At 63.7% G+C, this 16,788-nt stretch carries 14 protein-coding genes; 2 read left to right on the forward strand and 12 right to left on the reverse strand.

What is annotated here, in order from left to right:
* The 12 genes from ccoP to C8C89_RS04665 form a co-directional block, all read right to left on the reverse strand.
* Positions 1-921 carry a cytochrome-c oxidase, cbb3-type subunit III gene (gene ccoP, locus C8C89_RS04610; RefSeq protein WP_133989010.1) on the reverse strand — a complete coding sequence of 307 codons (921 nt, stop codon included), beginning with the start codon at positions 919-921 and terminating at the stop codon, positions 1-3.
* Positions 914-1,126 (reverse strand): cbb3-type cytochrome c oxidase subunit 3, encoded by a 213-nt coding sequence (locus C8C89_RS04615; protein WP_101483303.1) that lies wholly within the window; start codon positions 1,124-1,126, stop codon positions 914-916. The genes ccoP and C8C89_RS04615 overlap by 8 nt, the downstream gene beginning before the upstream one ends.
* A gap of 1 nt (position 1,127) precedes the next feature.
* Positions 1,128-1,742, reverse strand: coding sequence for a cytochrome-c oxidase, cbb3-type subunit II (ccoO, locus tag C8C89_RS04620; protein WP_101483302.1), 615 nt, complete (start codon positions 1,740-1,742; stop codon positions 1,128-1,130).
* Between the two features lie 15 nt (positions 1,743-1,757).
* Positions 1,758-3,185 (reverse strand): cytochrome-c oxidase, cbb3-type subunit I, encoded by a 1,428-nt coding sequence (ccoN, locus tag C8C89_RS04625; RefSeq protein ID WP_046681775.1) that lies wholly within the window; start codon positions 3,183-3,185, stop codon positions 1,758-1,760.
* A 238-nt stretch (positions 3,186-3,423) separates the two neighbouring features.
* Positions 3,424-3,600, reverse strand: a complete 177-nt coding sequence (gene ccoS, locus C8C89_RS04630; protein WP_101483301.1) for a cbb3-type cytochrome oxidase assembly protein CcoS — start codon at positions 3,598-3,600, stop codon at positions 3,424-3,426.
* Between the two features lie 3 nt (positions 3,601-3,603).
* Positions 3,604-6,045, reverse strand: coding sequence for a heavy metal translocating P-type ATPase (locus tag C8C89_RS04635; RefSeq protein ID WP_133989011.1), 2,442 nt, complete (start codon positions 6,043-6,045; stop codon positions 3,604-3,606).
* A gap of 10 nt (positions 6,046-6,055) precedes the next feature.
* Positions 6,056-6,814, reverse strand: a complete 759-nt coding sequence (locus C8C89_RS04640; protein WP_133989012.1) for a sulfite exporter TauE/SafE family protein — start codon at positions 6,812-6,814, stop codon at positions 6,056-6,058.
* Between the two features lie 9 nt (positions 6,815-6,823).
* On the reverse strand, positions 6,824-8,272 hold the full coding sequence (gene hemN, locus C8C89_RS04645) for an oxygen-independent coproporphyrinogen III oxidase (protein ID WP_101483298.1): 1,449 nt from the start codon (positions 8,270-8,272) through the stop codon (positions 6,824-6,826).
* 25 nt (positions 8,273-8,297) lie between these two features.
* Positions 8,298-9,959: a PAS domain-containing methyl-accepting chemotaxis protein gene (locus C8C89_RS04650; protein ID WP_101483297.1), complete on the reverse strand. Its 1,662-nt coding sequence runs from the start codon at positions 9,957-9,959 to the stop codon at positions 8,298-8,300.
* A 195-nt stretch (positions 9,960-10,154) separates the two neighbouring features.
* Positions 10,155-12,263, reverse strand: coding sequence for an EAL domain-containing protein (locus tag C8C89_RS04655; protein WP_133989013.1), 2,109 nt, complete (start codon positions 12,261-12,263; stop codon positions 10,155-10,157).
* Between the two features lie 45 nt (positions 12,264-12,308).
* Positions 12,309-12,740 carry an inner membrane protein YiaA gene (gene yiaA, locus C8C89_RS04660; protein ID WP_101483295.1) on the reverse strand — a complete coding sequence of 144 codons (432 nt, stop codon included), beginning with the start codon at positions 12,738-12,740 and terminating at the stop codon, positions 12,309-12,311.
* An 85-nt stretch (positions 12,741-12,825) separates the two neighbouring features.
* On the reverse strand, positions 12,826-13,773 hold the full coding sequence (locus C8C89_RS04665; RefSeq protein WP_101483294.1) for a DUF808 domain-containing protein: 948 nt from the start codon (positions 13,771-13,773) through the stop codon (positions 12,826-12,828).
* 202 nt (positions 13,774-13,975) lie between these two features.
* Between C8C89_RS04665 and C8C89_RS04670 the strand changes: the two genes are divergently transcribed.
* Together C8C89_RS04670 and C8C89_RS04675 are read left to right on the forward strand one after the other, a co-directional pair.
* Entirely contained in the window at positions 13,976-14,617 is a 642-nt protein-coding gene (locus C8C89_RS04670; protein WP_101483293.1) for a LysE family transporter, read from the forward strand.
* Between the two features lie 116 nt (positions 14,618-14,733).
* Positions 14,734-16,497 (forward strand): DUF6600 domain-containing protein, encoded by a 1,764-nt coding sequence (locus tag C8C89_RS04675; RefSeq protein WP_133989014.1) that lies wholly within the window; start codon positions 14,734-14,736, stop codon positions 16,495-16,497.
* Positions 16,498-16,788: the final 291 nt, after the last annotated feature.

A 16,788-nucleotide genomic window follows, 5' to 3' on the forward strand; every position in this document is an offset into this window, starting at 1 on the left:
TCATTTCACGGGCGTCTGGGGATTCGACAGGCTCCAGACATACGCCGACAGCACGTGTACCTTGGACTCGCCGAGGAAATCGCTGAAGGCCGGCATGGTGTTGTTGCGTCCCTTGCGGATGGTTTCCATGATGGTATCGGCACTGCCGCCATACAGCCAGATCTTGTCCGTCAGGTTAGGCGAACCGAGCATCTGGTTACCCTTCGCATCGGCGCCGTGACAGGCCATGCAGGCGCCGAACTTGGCCTTGCCTAGCACGGATTTGACGGGGTCCGAGGTCGAGCCGGATAGGCTCAGCACATAATGGGCCACGTTCTCGACATCCTTTTCGGAGCCCAGGGCGGCGCCCATCGGTGGCATTTGCCCATTGCGGCCATGCATGATGGTGGTCTTGATGATGTCGGGTTCACCGCCATACAGCCAGTCCTTGTCGGTCAGATTGGGGAAGCCCTTGTTGCCGCGCGCATCCGAACCGTGGCATTGCGCGCAGTAGGTCAGGAACAAACGCTGGCCGATGGCATGCGCCTGCGGATCGGCGGCCACCGTCTTCAAGTCCTGGCTCAGGTACTTGTTGAACAGGGGGCCGTAGTCGGCTTCCGCCTTCTTCAGCTCTTCCTCGTACTGGCCCGTCGATTTCCAGCCCAGGCTGCCGGCATAGTTGCCCAGGCCCGGGTACAGGAACAGATACGCCAGGGCGAAGACGATGGTGATGTAGAACAACCACATCCACCAGCGCGGCATCGGCGTATTGAGTTCCTTCAAGTCCTCGTCCCAGACGTGGCCCGTGGTGCCGTCGGCAGGCGCGCCGTCGACCACTTTGATTTTCGACTGCGAGTACAGCAGCACGCCGCAGCCGATGATGCCCAGCAAGGACAGCACGATGATGTAGATATTCCAGAAGCCATTGGTAAAGTCAGCCATGGTTGCGCTCCCCTTGTGCCGGCACAGGCATGGATACCGGCGCTGCCGGATAGTCGAGCGCCTCGTCGTCGAACGGCAGGCGCGCCGCCGCGTCGAAGTCGCTATTGCTGCGGCTGAAAGTCCACCACAGGATGCCTACGAACGTCGTAAAGGAAACCACCGTCATGACGCTGCTGGCGCTGTCAAACAGGTTTTCGATTGCCATGCTAATTCCTTGTTTTGATTAATGTACCGAGGCCTTGCAGATAGGCGACCAGGGCGTCTTCTTCCGTCTTGTCCTGCAGCTGTGCCGGGCCGGCGGCGATTTCCGCATCGCTGTACGGCTGGCCCAGGCGTTTCAGGGCGCGCATCTTCGGCATGATGTCGTCAGGCACCAGCTTGGTCTTCGCCAGCCATGGGTAGGCCGGCATGTTCGACTCGGGCACCACGTCGCGCGGGTTGTTCAAGTGCGTGCGGTGCCATTCATCGCTGTAGCGGGCGCCCACGCGGGCCAGGTCCGGCCCCGTGCGCTTGGAACCCCACTGGAACGGACGGTCGTACACGAACTCGCCAGCGACCGAATAGTGGCCATAGCGTTCCGTTTCCGCGCGCAGCGGACGTACCATCTGCGAGTGGCAGTTGTAGCAGCCTTCGCGCACGTAAATGTCGCGGCCCGCCAGGCGCAGCGGCGAATACGGCTTCAGGCCGGCGACCGGCTCCGTCGTGCTCTTCTGGAAGAACAGGGGAACGATCTCGACAGCGCCGCCGATGCTGATCACCACAGTGACCAGGGCGATCAGCAGCCAGGGGTTTCTCTCAATCCATGCATGTGAAAATTTCATTTGCTTTCGCTCCTATCAGGCGTGCGCCGCGTTCAGTTCTGGAATGCGGGCGACGGGGAGTTTGCTGCCGCGCAAGGTCATCCAGGTGTTGTAGCCCATGATGCACATACCCGACAGGTACAGCAGGCCACCGGCCACGCGCACCACGTAGTACGGATACGTTGCTTTCACGCTCTCGACAAAGGTGTAGGTCAGGGTGCCGTCCGGATTGACCGCACGCCACATCAGGCCCTGCATCACGCCGGCGATCCACATTGCGGCGATGTACAGCACGATGCCGATGGTGGCCACCCAGAAGTGCACGTCAACCAGGCGCGTGCTGTGCATCTGCGTGCGGCCCGCCAGGCGTGGCAGCAGATAGTAGATCGAACCCATGGTGATGAAGCCCACCCAGCCCAGGGCACCCGCATGTACGTGGGCAACGGTCCAGTCGGTGTAGTGCGACAGCGAGTTGATGGTCTTGATCGACATCATCGGACCTTCGAAGGTGGCGATGCCGTAGAACGACAGCGAGACGATCATGAATTTCAGGATCGGATCGGTGCGCAGCTTGTGCCAGGCGCCCGACAGGGTCATGATGCCGTTGATCATGCCGCCCCAGCTTGGTGCCAGCAGGACCAGCGAGAAGACCATGCCGATCGATTGCGTCCAGTCAGGCAATGCCGTGTAGTGCAGGTGATGCGGGCCCGCCCACATGTAAGTGAAGATCAGCGCCCAGAAGTGGACGATGGACAGGCGGTACGAGTACACGGGGCGCTCTGCCTGTTTCGGGATGAAGTAGTAGACCATGCCCAGGTAGCCGGCGGTCAGGATGAAACCCACCGCGTTATGGCCGTACCACCACTGGATCATGGCGTCCTGCACGCCCGCATAGGCGGAGTACGACTTGGTGAACGAGGCTGGCATGACGGCGCCATTGACCACGTGCAAAATCGTCACGGCCAGGATGTAGGCGCCGAAGAACCAGTTGGCCACGTAGATGTGCTTGACCTTGCGCTTGATCAAAGTGCCGAAGAACACGATGGCGTAGGCGATCCAGACGACGGCGATGAGGATGGCGATAGGCCATTCCAGTTCGGCGTATTCCTTGCCGCGCGTCAGGCCCATGGGCAGGCTGACGACGGCGCACAGGATCACTGCTTGCCAGCCCCAGAACGTGAAGGCGGCCAGCTTGTCGGAAAACAGGCGCACCTGGCAGGTGCGTTGTACAACGTAGTACGAGGTGGCGAACAGGCCGCAGATGCCGAAGGCGAAAATCACCGCATTCGTGTGCAGCGGACGCAAACGTCCGTATGTCAGCCATGGTATGTCGAGGTTCAGGGCAGGCCAGGCTAGCTGAGCGGCGATGATAACGCCAACCAGCATGCCGATGATGCCCCATACCACAGTAGCGACCGCGAATTGCTTCACGATCTTGTAGTTATAGTTCAGCGATTGATCCACAAAGACTCTCCCTGGAATTACTATTTATGATGGTGGCCAGAGAGTAAGTGTTTGAAGGCGAAAAAACTTTGATGTGGATCAAAATTCCCCGGATGAAATAAGCGTAGCGAACTGGCATCGAAATATAGGCATATTTCGGTCAAAAAAAGCCATGCAATATCCCTACAATCAGGGCTTGATCTGCGTCAAATGGCATAGTTCAACGATGGCCAGGCGCCATCGTGCCGGAGGGGAAACGTCAGGCGTGTGGTTCGTCGGGAGCCGGCTTGGCCGGCATATCGTCGTCCTGCAGCACGCGCAGGCCCGGTCCGACGAGGTCGTCGAACTGGCCGCTGTCGGAGGCCGTGAAATACACCCACAGGGCGATGAAGACGACCACGACGCTTAAGGGGATGAGGAGGTAGAGTGCTTCCATGGTTCAGGCTTTCCGCAGACGCAGGGCGTTGGCGATGACGACCGCCGAGCTGGCAGCCATGCCGACGCCGGACAGCCAGGGGTTCAGGAAACCCAGCGCGGCGGCCGGGATGGCCGTCAGATTGTACAGGGTGGCCCAGCCCAGGTTTTCGCGGATGATGCGCATGCTGCGCGCGGCCGTTTTCGCCGTGTCGAGCACTGAATTCAACTGGCTTGAGAGCAGCACCGTGTCCGCATGCGCCTGCGCCAGCGCGGCGCCGGAACCCATGGCAAACGAGACATCCGCCGCGCTCAGCACGGCGGCGTCGTTGATGCCGTCGCCCACCATCGCCACCACGGCGCCCGTCGCCTGCAGTTGCTGCACGAAATCGAGCTTTTCATCGGGCAGGCATTCGCCGCAAGCCGTGGCGATGCCCAGTTGCGCCGCCACGCTTTGCGTCAGCGCTTCCTGGTCGCCGCTCAGCAGCACGACTTGCTTGCCGCGCTTATGGAAATAATCGACCACTTCGCGCGCCTCCGGGCGCAGCGCATCGCTGAGCAAAAAGCGCGTGAGCCAGTGTCCCTGCGCGCCCAGGTAGAGCGGCGTCATGCCCTGCACGCCGACGGCGGTGTCGCCCAGCGGCGGCCCGGCGATGGCGGCCACAAAGGCCGCATTGCCCAGGCGGTAGCGCACGCCGTCGACGATGCCTTCGAGACCCTGGCCCTGCACTTCCTGCAAATTTTCCGCATGCGCGCGCGGCTGCTGTCTTGACAACCCTTCGGCGGCGCTGAGGATCGCCTGCGCCAGCGGATGGGCGCTGCCCGCTTCCAGCGCGGCGGCCACTTGCAGGCAAGCGTCCTCCGTCATGCTGCCCAGGCCCTCGATTTGCTGCAGCACAGGCCGGCCCAGCGTCAAGGTGCCCGTCTTGTCGAAGACGATGTGGGTGGCGCGGTGCAAGGTTTCCAGCACATGCGGCTGGACGATGAGCACGCCGCGTCGCAGCAGGCTGTCGGTCGCGGCCGCCAGCGCCGTCGGCGTGGCCAGGGACAAGGCGCACGGGCACGACACGACCAGCACGGCGATAGCCACGGGCCAGGCCCGCGACGCATCGTGCCAGCTCCAGAAGGCGAACACGGCGACGGCAAACAGCAGCAGGCCCAGCACGAACCAGGCCGCCACTTTATCGGCCCACTGCGCGATCTGCGGCTTGCCGCTGCCGGCCCGCTCGATGAGTTTTAACAGGTCGGACAGGGTGCTTTCGCGCGCCGGTTTGAGCACGCGCAATATCAGCGCCGCGCTGGCGTTGATGGCCCCGCCCGGCACCTGTTCCCCCGTCTTGCGGCGCTGGGCAGCGCTCTCGCCCGTCAGCAGAGATAAATCGAGCGCGCTCGTGCCTTCGATGATGACGCTGTCGGCGGCGATCGCCTCGCCCGGTTTCACGAGGATGATGTCGCCCACGTCCAGCGTGCCTGCCGGCACCAGGGTGGTGGCGCGGTGCTCTGGAAAGCCCGCCATCAGCGAGGCCGAGGCAGGCAAGGCATGCTGCAGCCGTTCCAGCGCCGAGGCGGCCTTGCGGCGCGCCTGCAATTCGAAATAGCGGCTGCACAGCAGCAGAAAGATGAACATCGTGGCCGAGTCGTAATACACTTCGCCGCGGCCCGTAAAGGTCGCCACCACGCTGCCGAAGAAGGCCGCCAGGATGCCCAGCGCGACGGGCACGTCCATGCCCAGGGTGCGCGCGCGCAGGCTGGCCCAGGCGCCCTGGAAGAAGGGCATGGCTGAATAGCAGATGGCCGGTAAGGTGAGCAGCAGGCTGGCCCAGCGCATCAGGCTGGCCATACTGTCGTCCAGGGTGCCATCCTCGGCGGCCAGGTAGGCGGGCGCCACGTACATCATCACCTGCATCATCGACAGGCCCGCCACGAACAGCTGGCGGCCCAGGGTCTTGCTGGCTTTTTGCAGGCGCTCGCCATGGCGCACGGCGTCATACGGATAAGCCGTGTAGCCCACTTGCCGCACGGCTTGCAGGATGTCGCCCGGCTCGCACTGCGCGCGGCTCCAGCGCACGTACAGGCGCTCCGTGGCGACGTTCAGGCTGGCGGCCTGCACGCCGGGCAGGCGCGTTAGCTGACGTTCGATCAGCCAGACGCAGGCGGCGCAGCGGATGCCTTCGACGGAGAGTGTCGCCTCGCAGCTGCTGGCGTCGCGCGCGAATTGTGCGTCATCATTGCTGTACAGACGCAATTCGGGCGGCACCATGGTGGCGTCGGCCGCGTTGACGGCGTATTCGTCGCGGTCGCGGTAGTAGGCGCTTTGGCCGATGTCGACGATGGTTTGCGCCACCGCTTCGCAGCCGGGGCAGCACATGGCGCGTGGCAGCTCGTCGATAGTGACGTGCCAGTGGGAGCCAAAGGGGACGGGCAAGCCGCAATGGAAGCAGGCGGAGGGTTTTAAAACAGCATTCATACAATTCTTTTCATGGATGGCCCGTGACGCACAGGGCGTCGAGCCAGCCCAGCGACACGCCATTCGCGGCACGCAGCAGGCCCAGCAGGCCGAAGCCCAGTACCAGCAAGCCGCTGGCGATGCGCACGGGACGGCGCTGCATCTGCGCGCGCAGGCGCGTGCCCAGCAGGCCCATACCAAACAGCATGGGCAGGGTGCCCAGGCCGAAGGCAGCCATGGCGGCTGCGCCGTCGATGGCCGAACCTTGCAGCATGGCCGTCAGCAGGGCGCTGTAGACCATGCCGCACGGCACCCAGCCCCAGAGGCCGCCCACGGCAAGCGCCTTTAGCGGCGTATCCATCGGCATCAAGGGATGCAGCAAGGGGCGCACGCGGCGCCAGACGACATTGCCTGCCGCTTCCAGATGGGCCAGGCCGCGCCAGGCATCCATCAGGTACAGGCCCAGGGCGACGAGCATCAGGTTGGCCAGCCAGTAGCCGGCCACTTGCAGTGATGCCATATGCAGCATGCCCGCGCCCGCCAGGCTGCCCGCCATGGCGCCGGCCAGCATGTAGCTGCCTATGCGCCCGCCGTTGTAGGCCAATACGCGCAGCACGTTCGATTGCAGCGCCGGTCGCGCCACGGCGATGGCGATCACGGGGCGGCTGGGCGCGGCCGGCGTGCCACCGCCCAGCGACAGGGCGCCGACGATGCCGCCGCACATGCCGATGCAGTGTACGCTGCCGGCCAGGCCGACCAGGAACATGGGCACGAGGCTGAGGGCGTTCATCGGGAAGTGTTACACCGTTTTCGAGTAGCGCAGCGGCTGCACTGCGTCCGGCGCCGCGTTCGCGCGGGCCTGCGTCAGGTAGCGGTCGAAGACCATGCAGATATTGCGGATCAGCAAGCGCCCTTTCGGCGTCACCGTCAGCCAGTCTTCCTCGATGACGAGCAAGCCATCTCTCGCCAGTTCGCGCAGCTTTTCCAGCTCGGCTGCGAAATAGCTGCGGAACTTCACGGGATGCGCTTGTTCGATGGTGGCGATCGACAGTTCGAAATTGCACATCAGCATCTGGATGATGATGCGGCGCAATAAATCGTCCGTATCGAGCTTGATGCCGCGCGCGATCGGCAGCACGCCTTCGTCGAGCTTTTCGTAGTACGCGTCGAGCGTTTTTTCATTCTGGCTGTAGACGGCGCCAATGGAACTGATGGCCGACACGCCGCAGGCGATCAGGTCTGCTTCCGCGCGCGTCGAATAGCCCTGGAAGTTGCGGTGCAAGCGGCCCTGCCGTTGCGCCACGGCCAGGTCGTCCGTGGGCTTGGCGAAATGGTCCATGCCGATGTACACATAGCCGGCGGCCGTCAGGCGCGCGATGCACAGGCCCAGCATGGCCAGCTTGGTGGCGCTGTCGGGCATGTCGGCGTCGAGGATGCGGCGCTGCGGCTTGAACAGGTGCGGCATGTGCGCATAGTGGTACAGGGCGATGCGGTCCGGGCTGGCGGAGATGACCTTGCGCAAGGTTTCCGTCATGGTCTCCAGGCTTTGCTTGGGCAGGCCGTAGATCAGGTCGATGCTGATCGAGCGGAAACCGGCGTCGCGCGCGGCCTGCATGATGGCCACCGTTTCCGCTTCCGGCTGGATGCGGTTGACGGCCTTCTGCACGTCGGCGTCGAAATCCTGCACGCCCAGGCTGATGCGATTGAAACCTTGTGCGCGCAGCGAAAAAACGCGTTCGCGCGACACGGTACGCGGGTCGATTTCGATCGAATACTCGCCGTCTTCATCGGAAGCGAACTCGAAATGCTGGCGCAAATGCAGCATCAGCTCATCCATCTGCTTTTCGCTCAGGTAAGTGGGCGTGCCGCCGCCGAAATGCAGCTGTTCGATCTGGTTCATGCCGGCAAACAGCTTGCCCTGCATGGCGATTTCCTGTTTCAGATAGCTGAGATAGGTGGCGGCCTTGCTGCGGTCTTTCGTGATGATTTTGTTGCAGGCGCAGTAGTAACACAGGGTGTCGCAGAACGGCACGTGCACGTACAGCGACAGCGGACGGCGGCCGCCGCGCATGCGCAGCGCAGCCAGCGCTTCGAGAAAATTGCCGTAGCCGAAGTCGGCAGTGAAACGGTCGGCCGTCGGATAGGACGTGTAGCGGGGGCCGGACTGGCTCATCTTGCCGATGATGACCGGGTCGAATTCGACGACGGCGTCCAGGTCGGCGGAAGCACTGCTGAGTAGTGTAGGCATGATGTGTGTAAGGTATTGAAAGGTGTTAGGCGGCCAGGCGTTTCAGAGCGGCGGGTTTGCCAGTGTTCGCGGCGCCTCCCTTGCCGCCAGGCATGGCGACGCGGCGCGGTGGCGGCATCTTGCCGAAATTGAACAGGCTCACGGCTTGCGACAGGCTCGCTGCTTCTTCCGCCAGGCGCGTGGCGGCGGCGGCGGCCTCTTCCACCAGGGCCGCGTTTTGCTGCGTCACCTGATCCATGTGGGCGATGGCCTGGTTGACCTGGTCGACGCCGATGCTCTGTTCGCGCGAGGCGATGGAGATTTCCTGCATGATGGCCGTCACCTGCTTGACGGAACTGACCACCTGTTCCATGGTGGCGCCGGCGCGGTTCACCTGCAGCATGCCGGCGCCCACCTTGCCGACGGAAATTTCAATCAGTTGCTTGATGTCCTTGGCCGCCACGGACGAGCGCTGCGCCAGGTTGCGCACTTCGCCCGCCACCACGGCGAAGCCGCGGCCCTGCTCGCCGGCGCGGGCCGCTTCCACGGCCGCATTCAGGGCCAGGATATTCGTCTGGAAGGCGATGCCTTCGATCAGGCCGATGATGTCGACGATTTTCTTCGACGAAGTATTGATCTCGTCCATGGTGGTGATCACTTCGGCCACGATCTCGCCGCCCTGCACGGCCACTTTCGAGGCGGCCACGGCCAGCTCGTTCGCCTGCACCGAGTTGTCCGCGTTCTGCTTCACCGTCGACGAGAATTCCTCGATGCTCGAGGCCGTCTCTTCCAGGCTGGCCGCCTGCGATTCCGTGCGGCCAGAGAGGTCCATATTACCGACGGCGATTTGCTTGGTGGCCACGGCCATGGTTTCCACGTTGATGCGCACATCGCGGATGGTGGCGATCAGGTTGCTGTTCATCTGTTGCAGCGCGCGCAGCAATTGCCCCACTTCATCCGTGCTGTCCGTTTCAAAACTGCCCGACAGGTCGCCGGCGGCAATTGCCCGCGCGCCATTCAGGGCCTTGCCCAGCGGCTTGAGCACGGACATGCGCAAGGTGTACCAGAGGAAGACATTGATCAGGAAGCCGAACAGGGTGGCGCCGAAGATGGCGTAATTGGTGATCTTGCCGCCGCTGGCGAACAGGCTGATGACGCACACCAGCAACTGCAGGCAGTTGACGATGGACGTGGCGGCCCAGATGCGCAAGTTGAGCGACATGTGTGTCAGGTTGTGCAGCAGGTGCGCCAGTCCCGGGCGCACGATTTGCCCGTTCTTGATGACAATCTTGCCGCCTTCCTTGTTGCGGATGGCCGCGTAGGCTTCCTCGGTCGCCTTGACCTGATCCTTGTCGGCCTTCACGCGCACCGACATGTAGCCGATGGTCTTGCCCGCTTCGCGGATGGGCGTGACGTTGGCGCGTACCCAATAAAAGTCGCCGTTCTTGCAACGGTTCTTGACCAGGCCCGTCCACGGCGTGCCGGCCTGGATCGAAGCCCACAGGTCGGCAAACGCCTCGGCCGGCATGTCCGGGTGGCGCACGATATTTTGCGGCGATCCGATCAGCTCTGCCTCGCTGAAGCCGCTGACCTGGCTGAAGTAGGGATTCACATACACGATATTGCCGTTCATATCCGTTTTCGACACGATGGCCTGATCGTCCAAGACGAGGACTTCACGGTTAGTCACTGGCAAATTTTGGCGCATGGTCGCGGCTTCCTGATCAGTTAAAGAGCTCATTGGTGAGTAAGACTTGCACGATTGCAAGAATGGAGATCAGTGTAAGGAGTCGCTTGCGCAAATTTATTGATGTAGATCAAAATCCTCCAGATTGGTCGTGCTCGCACGCATTTAGCGATAGCAATGCGGCATTGTTTTAAAGTTACTGGTTGCCGGCGGTGGCTAATCGATGCCTGCCGTCAGGGGCTGCGGGCTGCCTACGGCGTAGCCTTGCGCGTAGTCGATGCCCAGCTCGCGGATGATGGCCAGCGTCTCCGCGTTTTCCACGTATTCGGCCACCGTCTTCAATCCCATCACGTGGCCTACTTCATTGATGGCCTTGACCATGGCGCGGTTGATGGCATTGGTGGCGATGCCGCGCACGAAGACGCCGTCGATTTTCAGGTAGTCGACGGGCAGCGCTTTCAGGTAAGCGAACGAGGAAAAGCCGCTGCCGAAGTCGTCGAGCGAGAAACGGCAGCCCATGGCCTTGAGCTGGTGCATGAATACTTGTGCTTTGGGCAAGTTGGCGATGACAGCCGTTTCCGTGATTTCAAAGCAGATTTGTTCGGGCGCAATCGCGTACTGCACGAATTGCCCCGTGATGTAGTCTTGCAGGCCCGTGTCGGCCAGCGACATGCCCGACAGGTTGACGGAATACAGGGCCGGTGTGCGGCGCCGGCTTTCCGCCAGCGCGGCCAAAGGCGGCAGGCTGTCGCGCACGCTCTGGATATGCTGGCAGACGGCGCGGATGACCCAGCGGTCGATGGACAGCATCATGTCGTAGCGTTCGGCGGCGGGAATGAAGGCGCCGGGCAGTATCAGGTCGCCCTGGCTGTTGCGGATGCGGATCAGCACTTCGTCATGTCGTTCCGGACTGTCGCGCAGGTGCACGATGGGCATGGCGTACAGACGGAAGTAATCGTGTGCGAACGCTTCGTTCAGGCGCGAGATCCACAGCATTTCACCATGCCGCTGCGCCAGCATGACGTCGGACTCCTGGTACACGTGCAGGCGATTGCGGCCCTGCTCCTTGGCCAGGCAGCAAGCCTGGTCTGCGGCGCTCAACAGCTCGCTCATGGACTTGCTGTCCTGGTTGATTTCCGCGATGCCTATGCTCACGCCCAGTTCGAAGCTGTGTTCGTCCCAGGCGAAGCGGAATTCGCGGATGGACTGGCGCAGCTGTTCGCCGATCAGGCGCGCATGCTCGAGCGGGCAGTGGGGCAGCAGCACGCCCAGTTCGTCGCCGCCGAGGCGCGCCAGGATGTCGCTGTCGCGCATCTGTCCCTGCAGCATCTTGGCCAGCAGTTGCAGAAGCACGTCGCCGGCGGCGTGGCCGCAGGTGTCGTTGATGATCTTGAATTGGTCCAGGTCCAGGTACAGCAGTGCATGCGCGTGGCCGTCTTCTTTGGCCGTATGCAGGGCACCGGCCACCAGGTGTTCGAATTCGCGTCGGTTGATCAGGCCTGTCAGGGCGTCGTGCGTGGCTTGCCACGACAATTGCTGGCTCAGCTTGCGTTCGTGGCTGACATCGCGAAACACAACGACGGCGCCAAGGATCTCACCGTCGCGCGACCAGAGGGGTGCGGCGGACTCTTCGATGGCGATGCGCCGGCCTTCGCGCGTGATCAGTTGCGTGTGCGTGGATATGCCGATGGCCTGGCGCTGGCGCAGGCACTTGATGGCGACGTGCTCGAGCGGCTGGTTCGGGTGTTCATTGACCAGGCACAGCGTTTCCAGGATGTCGAGCCCCTCGGCCAACTGGTTGCTCCAGCCCGTGAGTTGCTCGGCCACGCGGTTCAGGTAGCGCGTCTTGCCCTGCGGATCGGTGGTGATGACGCCGTCGCCGATGGAGCTGAGCGTCACTTCGGCCAGTTCCTTGCGTTCGGCGATCATGAGTTCGCGCAGTATGTGTTCGGTGACATCCCAGACGATGCCCAGGGTGCGCTCGGGATGGCCGCCGCCGTCCATGAAGACCTGCGCCTTGGCCGCCAGCCAGTGTTCGCTGCCGTCGGGCCAGACGACACGGTATTGCAGGGCGTAGCCGGCGCGCCGGCGCACGCCGTCCTGCAGCACGCCGACCACCTTGTCGCGGTCATCGGCATGCACGCAGTCGAGGAAAGCGTGGAAGGAATGTGTCAGGGCGCGCTCCCCCAAGCCTAGCAGGGCTGCACCCCTGGCCGACCAGATGACCGTGCCGTCGATGACGCGGCCAGCGACGATGCGCGAATCCCAGATCGCCATGTGCGCCGCCTCCAGCGCCATCTGCAAACGTTTCTGCTGGTCGCTCATCGCCCACTCCCGATATGGATATAGAGATAGACGCGTCGCTGGGGCTTAAGTTCCCGGCGCGTCGGCTGTTGTGGTGGCCTGGGCGCGCGCCACATCGCGCACATTTTTTTGCACGGCCACGGCGGCAAACAGGCTGAGCAGAAATGCCATGGCATAAAAGCCCTTTTCGCTGTTTTGCAGGGTGGCATTCCACAGGCCGACGGTGAGCAGCAGCAAGGCCAGCAGCACGGAAATCCAGCACAGGCCGAAATACATGCCGGTCACGGCGATGCCTTCGCTACGGTCGCGCACGGATTTCTGCAGCGAGATGGCAGCGAACAGGCCGTAAGTGAGGATGGTGAAGTAATAGCCCTTTTCGTTGAGGGCCATCGTGGCGTTCCACAGGCCGGACAGGTAAGTGACGATGCCGATCAGCAGGGCCGCCCAGGAGGCGCCGATAAAGGCGCTGCTGGGACGTTGGATGGGGTAAGTCTGCATAGGGTCTCCATGGGCAGGCAGGCGCCGCCGGCATGGCCGGGGCGGCAGGCACGGATGCGCCTGCCGCCCCATCAGACCAGAAAGCTTATTTGCTTGATTTGACCATGCGCAATAAAGCCGACACGGCCGTGACGCCTGCCAGCACCAGGCCACCGGCGATGAGGCCGGCCACCGCATTGATCAGGCTGGGCGTGACGGCCCCCAGCACGGGGCCGATGCCGGCCACGCCGCCGACGGCTTCTTCCGCGTGGTGCAGCATGGCGCTGGCCCATGGCCAGCCATGCGTCAAGATGCCACCGCCCACCATGAACATGGCCAGGGTGCCAACGATGGAGAGAAATTTCATCAATTTCGGCGCCGCCGACACGAGCATGCGGCCAAAGCCGCGCACGCCGTCCATCAGCGCGCCCGTGCCCTTGCGCGCGGCCAGATAAAAGCCCGCGTCATCGAGCTTGACGATGCCGGCCACCAGGCCATACACGCCCACGGTCATGATGAGGGCGATGCCGACGACGACGGCCACCTGCTCGGCGAAGGTGGCTGCGGCCACCGTGCCGAGGGCGATGACGATGATTTCCGCCGACAAAATGAAGTCAGTGCGGATGGCGCCCTTGATCTTGTCCTTTTCCAGTGCGACCAGGTCGACTTGCGGGTCGCGCAGCGCCTGCGCCAGTTCAGCCTTGTGGCTGTCATCCGGATGCAGGTATTGATGGGCGATCTTTTCGAAGCCCTCGAAGCACAGGTAGGCGCCGCCCACCATCAGCAGCGGCGTGATGGCCCACGGCGCAAACGCGCTGATGGCCAGCGCGGCGGGCACGAGGATGGCCTTGTTCTTCAGTGAACCGATAGCGACGGCCCATACGACGGGCAGTTCGCGCTCGGCGCGCACGCCTGCCACTTGCTGCGCGTTCAGGGCCAGGTCGTCACCGAGCACGCCGGCCGTCTTCTTGGCGGCCACCTTGGTCATCAGAGAAACGTCGTCGAGGATGCTGGCGATGTCGTCGAGCAGGGCCAGCAGGCTGGAGCCGGCCATCTCAGCGCGCTCCCGCAGTGGTGGCAGGAAATACTGGAGAGAGGAAAGTGTTGTTTTTCATGATGTTATTCTTGGTTGTACGGTAAGGAAAAGCGTCGCAAAGGTGTAGATAAAGCGTGCCTGCGATCTTACCCCAGAGATGGCCGGCAGGGCCGCACAGGCCGGGTTAAAATTACTCCTCATCACCATTTTTGGATACCGCATGCACTTTGCCACCTGGATCACCTTTGTCATCGCCGCTTCCATCATCGCTGTCTCGCCCGGCTCGGGCGCCGTGCTGTCGATGTCGCACGGCCTGTCCTACGGGGTGAAAAAGGCCAGCGCCACCATCCTCGGCCTGCAACTGGGGCTGCTGGTGGTGCTGGGCATCGCGGGCGCCGGCGTCGGTTCCCTGCTGCTGGCCTCCGAAGTGGCTTTTAATATCGTCAAGACGGTGGGCGCGCTGTACCTGATCTACCTGGGCCTGTCGCAATGGCGCGCCAGGGTGGCGGTGACGGGCGACCTGCACGCCGATGCAGTGGTGCCTTCCATGCGTCGGCGCGTGCTGACGGGTTTTCTGACCAACGTGACGAATCCGAAGGGCATCATCTTCATGGTGGCGGTGCTGCCGCAATTCATCAGCCCCACGGCACCGCTGTTGCCGCAATTGCTGATCCTGGCCGTCACCATGTGCACGATCGATCAGATCGTCATGCACAGCTACGCCTTTCTGGCTTCGTCGATGCAGCGCTTTTTCCGCGATGCCAAGGCCGTGAAGAAGCAGAACCGCTTCTTTGGCGGCTTGCTGATGGCCGTTGGCGCGGCCCTGTTCTTCGTCAAGCGGGGCAGCCAGGCGGCGTCCTGAGCCAAGGCAACATGCAAACCAAGATGCAAACATTTGTAAGCCCGCTTGCGATGCCCGCCCGATGCGGATGTAATCGATAGCGTGTCATCCTTGTAAGTCCTGCCTGGAGCGCTGCCATGCGTCCGACCCTGCCTTTCCCCTTCCTGCGCGCCGTGTGCGCCGTGCTGCTGTCGTCGGCGTGCTCGCTGGCTCTCGCCGAAGATCCGCCAGCGCGCGTGGGCCGCATTTCCACCGTCGAAGGGCAGGTGCTGGTGCGCGCCGGCGATGGCGATGCGCAAAATGCCCTGCTGAACTGGCCCGTCACGACGGATAACCGGCTCAGCACCATGCGCGGCGCGCTGGCGGAACTTCGCGTGGGCGCGGCCGCCGTGCGCCTCGATGGCGATTCCGAGCTGGAAGTGAGCGAGCTTGATGACGACCATTTCACACTGCACCTCAGCCATGGCACGGTCAGCGTGCGCGTGCGCAATCCCGATGCGCTGCGCGGCTTCGAACTGACCACCGCCCAGGCCCGCGTGACTCTGAGCCAGCCGGGCTGGGTGCGCATCGAGGCAGGGCGCCAGCTCGGCACCAGCGTCGTCAGCGTACTCGAAGGGGTGGCCGACGTGGATGGCGCGACGGGTAGCGTGACCTTGCGTGCAGGCAAGCGCGCCGAGTTGACGGACGAGGAATTGCGCACGGGCGCCGTGCAGAGGATCGCCTTCGACCAATGGCCCGAAGCCGTGCCCGTCGCCACGCCAGCCTTGCGCTATGTCACGGACGATACCACTGGCTATGAGGAGCTGGACCGCTACGGCGCCTGGCAGGACGATGCGCAATATGGACCCCTTTGGCTGCCCAGCGCGGTACCGGCCGGCTGGGCGCCCTACAGCGACGGGCGCTGGACGTGGATCGCCCCATGGGGCTGGACCTGGGTCGACAATGCGCCCTGGGGCTATGCGCCATCGCATTACGGCCGCTGGGTGCTGCTGGGCCAGCGCTGGGGCTGGGCGCCGGGCCGCGAGCGCGGCCGCGTGCCCTGGGCACCAGCCCTGGTGGGCTGGGTGGGCGGAGGTCGCGCGCCGCAGCAGGGCCCGCGTCCTGGCGTGGGCTGGTTTCCCCTGTCGCCGCATGACCGCTATGTGCCCGGCTACCGCGCCAGCGCGGACTATGAACGCCGCATCAACCGCATGGCCGAGGGACGCCGCTCCGTGTCGGGCGAACGCGAACGCCGCGAAGGCATGAGCATGCTGCCTGGCGAGCGTTTTGGCGCGCAGCGCACGGTCGACGTGCCGCGGCGCAACCGCACCACCATGCCGCCACCCGTCATGCAAAGTTTGCCCTTGAGCACGGCGCCTGCGCCGGCCGGCAATTGGCAGCGTCCATTGGATGCGCCGCGCGGCGATAGCGGTGTCCGGCGCGACTGGGTCAACCGTCCTGGCCGCTTGCAGACGGACGATGGCCAGACGCACCTGGCGCCGCGTCCCATGCAGCCGAACCGGCCGCCCGTGCCGGCCCAGCCGCAACAGCCGCCGGTGCCGGCCCAGCCCGTGATGCCGGCGATGCCGGCCTTGCCCCCTGTGCAAGACCAGGTGGGCCGCCCCGGGTGGCATGGCGGGGAGCGGCCGCAGTCACGCCCGGACAGTAACCGCTGGGAGCACGGAGAGCGTGAGCCCCGCCGCGAAATGCGGCAGACGGCGCCGCCGCCTGCCGTGCCTGCGCCGCCGCCCGTGGCCCAGCCGCGGCCCGCGCCGCCGCCGATGCCGGCCCCCGCCGCGCGTCCGGCACAGGAGGCGCGTGGCGGCGAACGCGGCGGGCCGCCACGTGAACGCAGTAATGACAGGGGCAATGACCGCGGCGGTCCCGGCCGCAATGGCCGGATGCAGGAAGCGGAGCGTTGACGGCCGGGCCGCCTGTCGCGCCGTATCGACGTTCATGCCGAGAAAGCGGCAGTTCGTCACATGCCTGAGGTAAAGCAGCTGTGTTTTTTCTATAGTAGAACCACTGCTACTCCAGCGTGTGACAGCACCGATTTTTCCGGCTATTTTGTCCAAACGAAATAGTTTTCGCCAGCTTACCAAGCTGGCTTTTTTTTTCCGCGCCCCTGGCGCCATGGCGACGGGCGCATCCGCCCCCAAAGTTGGCTACAATACGTCTTTATGCAGCCGCCGCGCGCTATGCGCTGCGCCGCC

The sequence above is a fragment of the Janthinobacterium sp. 75 genome (assembly GCF_004365495.1).
Lineage (GTDB): Bacteria > Pseudomonadota > Gammaproteobacteria > Burkholderiales > Burkholderiaceae_D > Janthinobacterium.

What these genes read in the sequence shown, in the direction of transcription:
- C8C89_RS04655 (WP_133989013.1), bottom strand. Translation starts at nt 12,263, where the DNA reads ATGAGCGACCAGCAGAAACGTTTGCAGATGGCGCTGGAGGCGGCGCAC.
- C8C89_RS04635 (WP_133989011.1), bottom strand. Translation starts at nt 6,045, where the DNA reads ATGAATGCTGTTTTAAAACCCTCCGCCTGCTTCCATTGCGGCTTGCCC.
- C8C89_RS04640 (WP_133989012.1), bottom strand. Translation starts at nt 6,814, where the DNA reads ATGAACGCCCTCAGCCTCGTGCCCATGTTCCTGGTCGGCCTGGCCGGC.
- ccoP (WP_133989010.1), bottom strand. Translation starts at nt 921, where the DNA reads ATGGCTGACTTTACCAATGGCTTCTGGAATATCTACATCATCGTGCTG.
- C8C89_RS04615 (WP_101483303.1), bottom strand. Translation starts at nt 1,126, where the DNA reads ATGGCAATCGAAAACCTGTTTGACAGCGCCAGCAGCGTCATGACGGTG.
- ccoS (WP_101483301.1), bottom strand. Translation starts at nt 3,600, where the DNA reads ATGGAAGCACTCTACCTCCTCATCCCCTTAAGCGTCGTGGTCGTCTTC.
- C8C89_RS04650 (WP_101483297.1), bottom strand. Translation starts at nt 9,959, where the DNA reads ATGCGCCAAAATTTGCCAGTGACTAACCGTGAAGTCCTCGTCTTGGAC.
- ccoO (WP_101483302.1), bottom strand. Translation starts at nt 1,742, where the DNA reads ATGAAATTTTCACATGCATGGATTGAGAGAAACCCCTGGCTGCTGATC.
- C8C89_RS04675 (WP_133989014.1), top strand. Translation starts at nt 14,734, where the DNA reads ATGCGTCCGACCCTGCCTTTCCCCTTCCTGCGCGCCGTGTGCGCCGTG.
- hemN (WP_101483298.1), bottom strand. Translation starts at nt 8,272, where the DNA reads ATGCCTACACTACTCAGCAGTGCTTCCGCCGACCTGGACGCCGTCGTC.
- C8C89_RS04665 (WP_101483294.1), bottom strand. Translation starts at nt 13,773, where the DNA reads ATGGCCGGCTCCAGCCTGCTGGCCCTGCTCGACGACATCGCCAGCATC.
- yiaA (WP_101483295.1), bottom strand. Translation starts at nt 12,740, where the DNA reads ATGCAGACTTACCCCATCCAACGTCCCAGCAGCGCCTTTATCGGCGCC.
- C8C89_RS04670 (WP_101483293.1), top strand. Translation starts at nt 13,976, where the DNA reads ATGCACTTTGCCACCTGGATCACCTTTGTCATCGCCGCTTCCATCATC.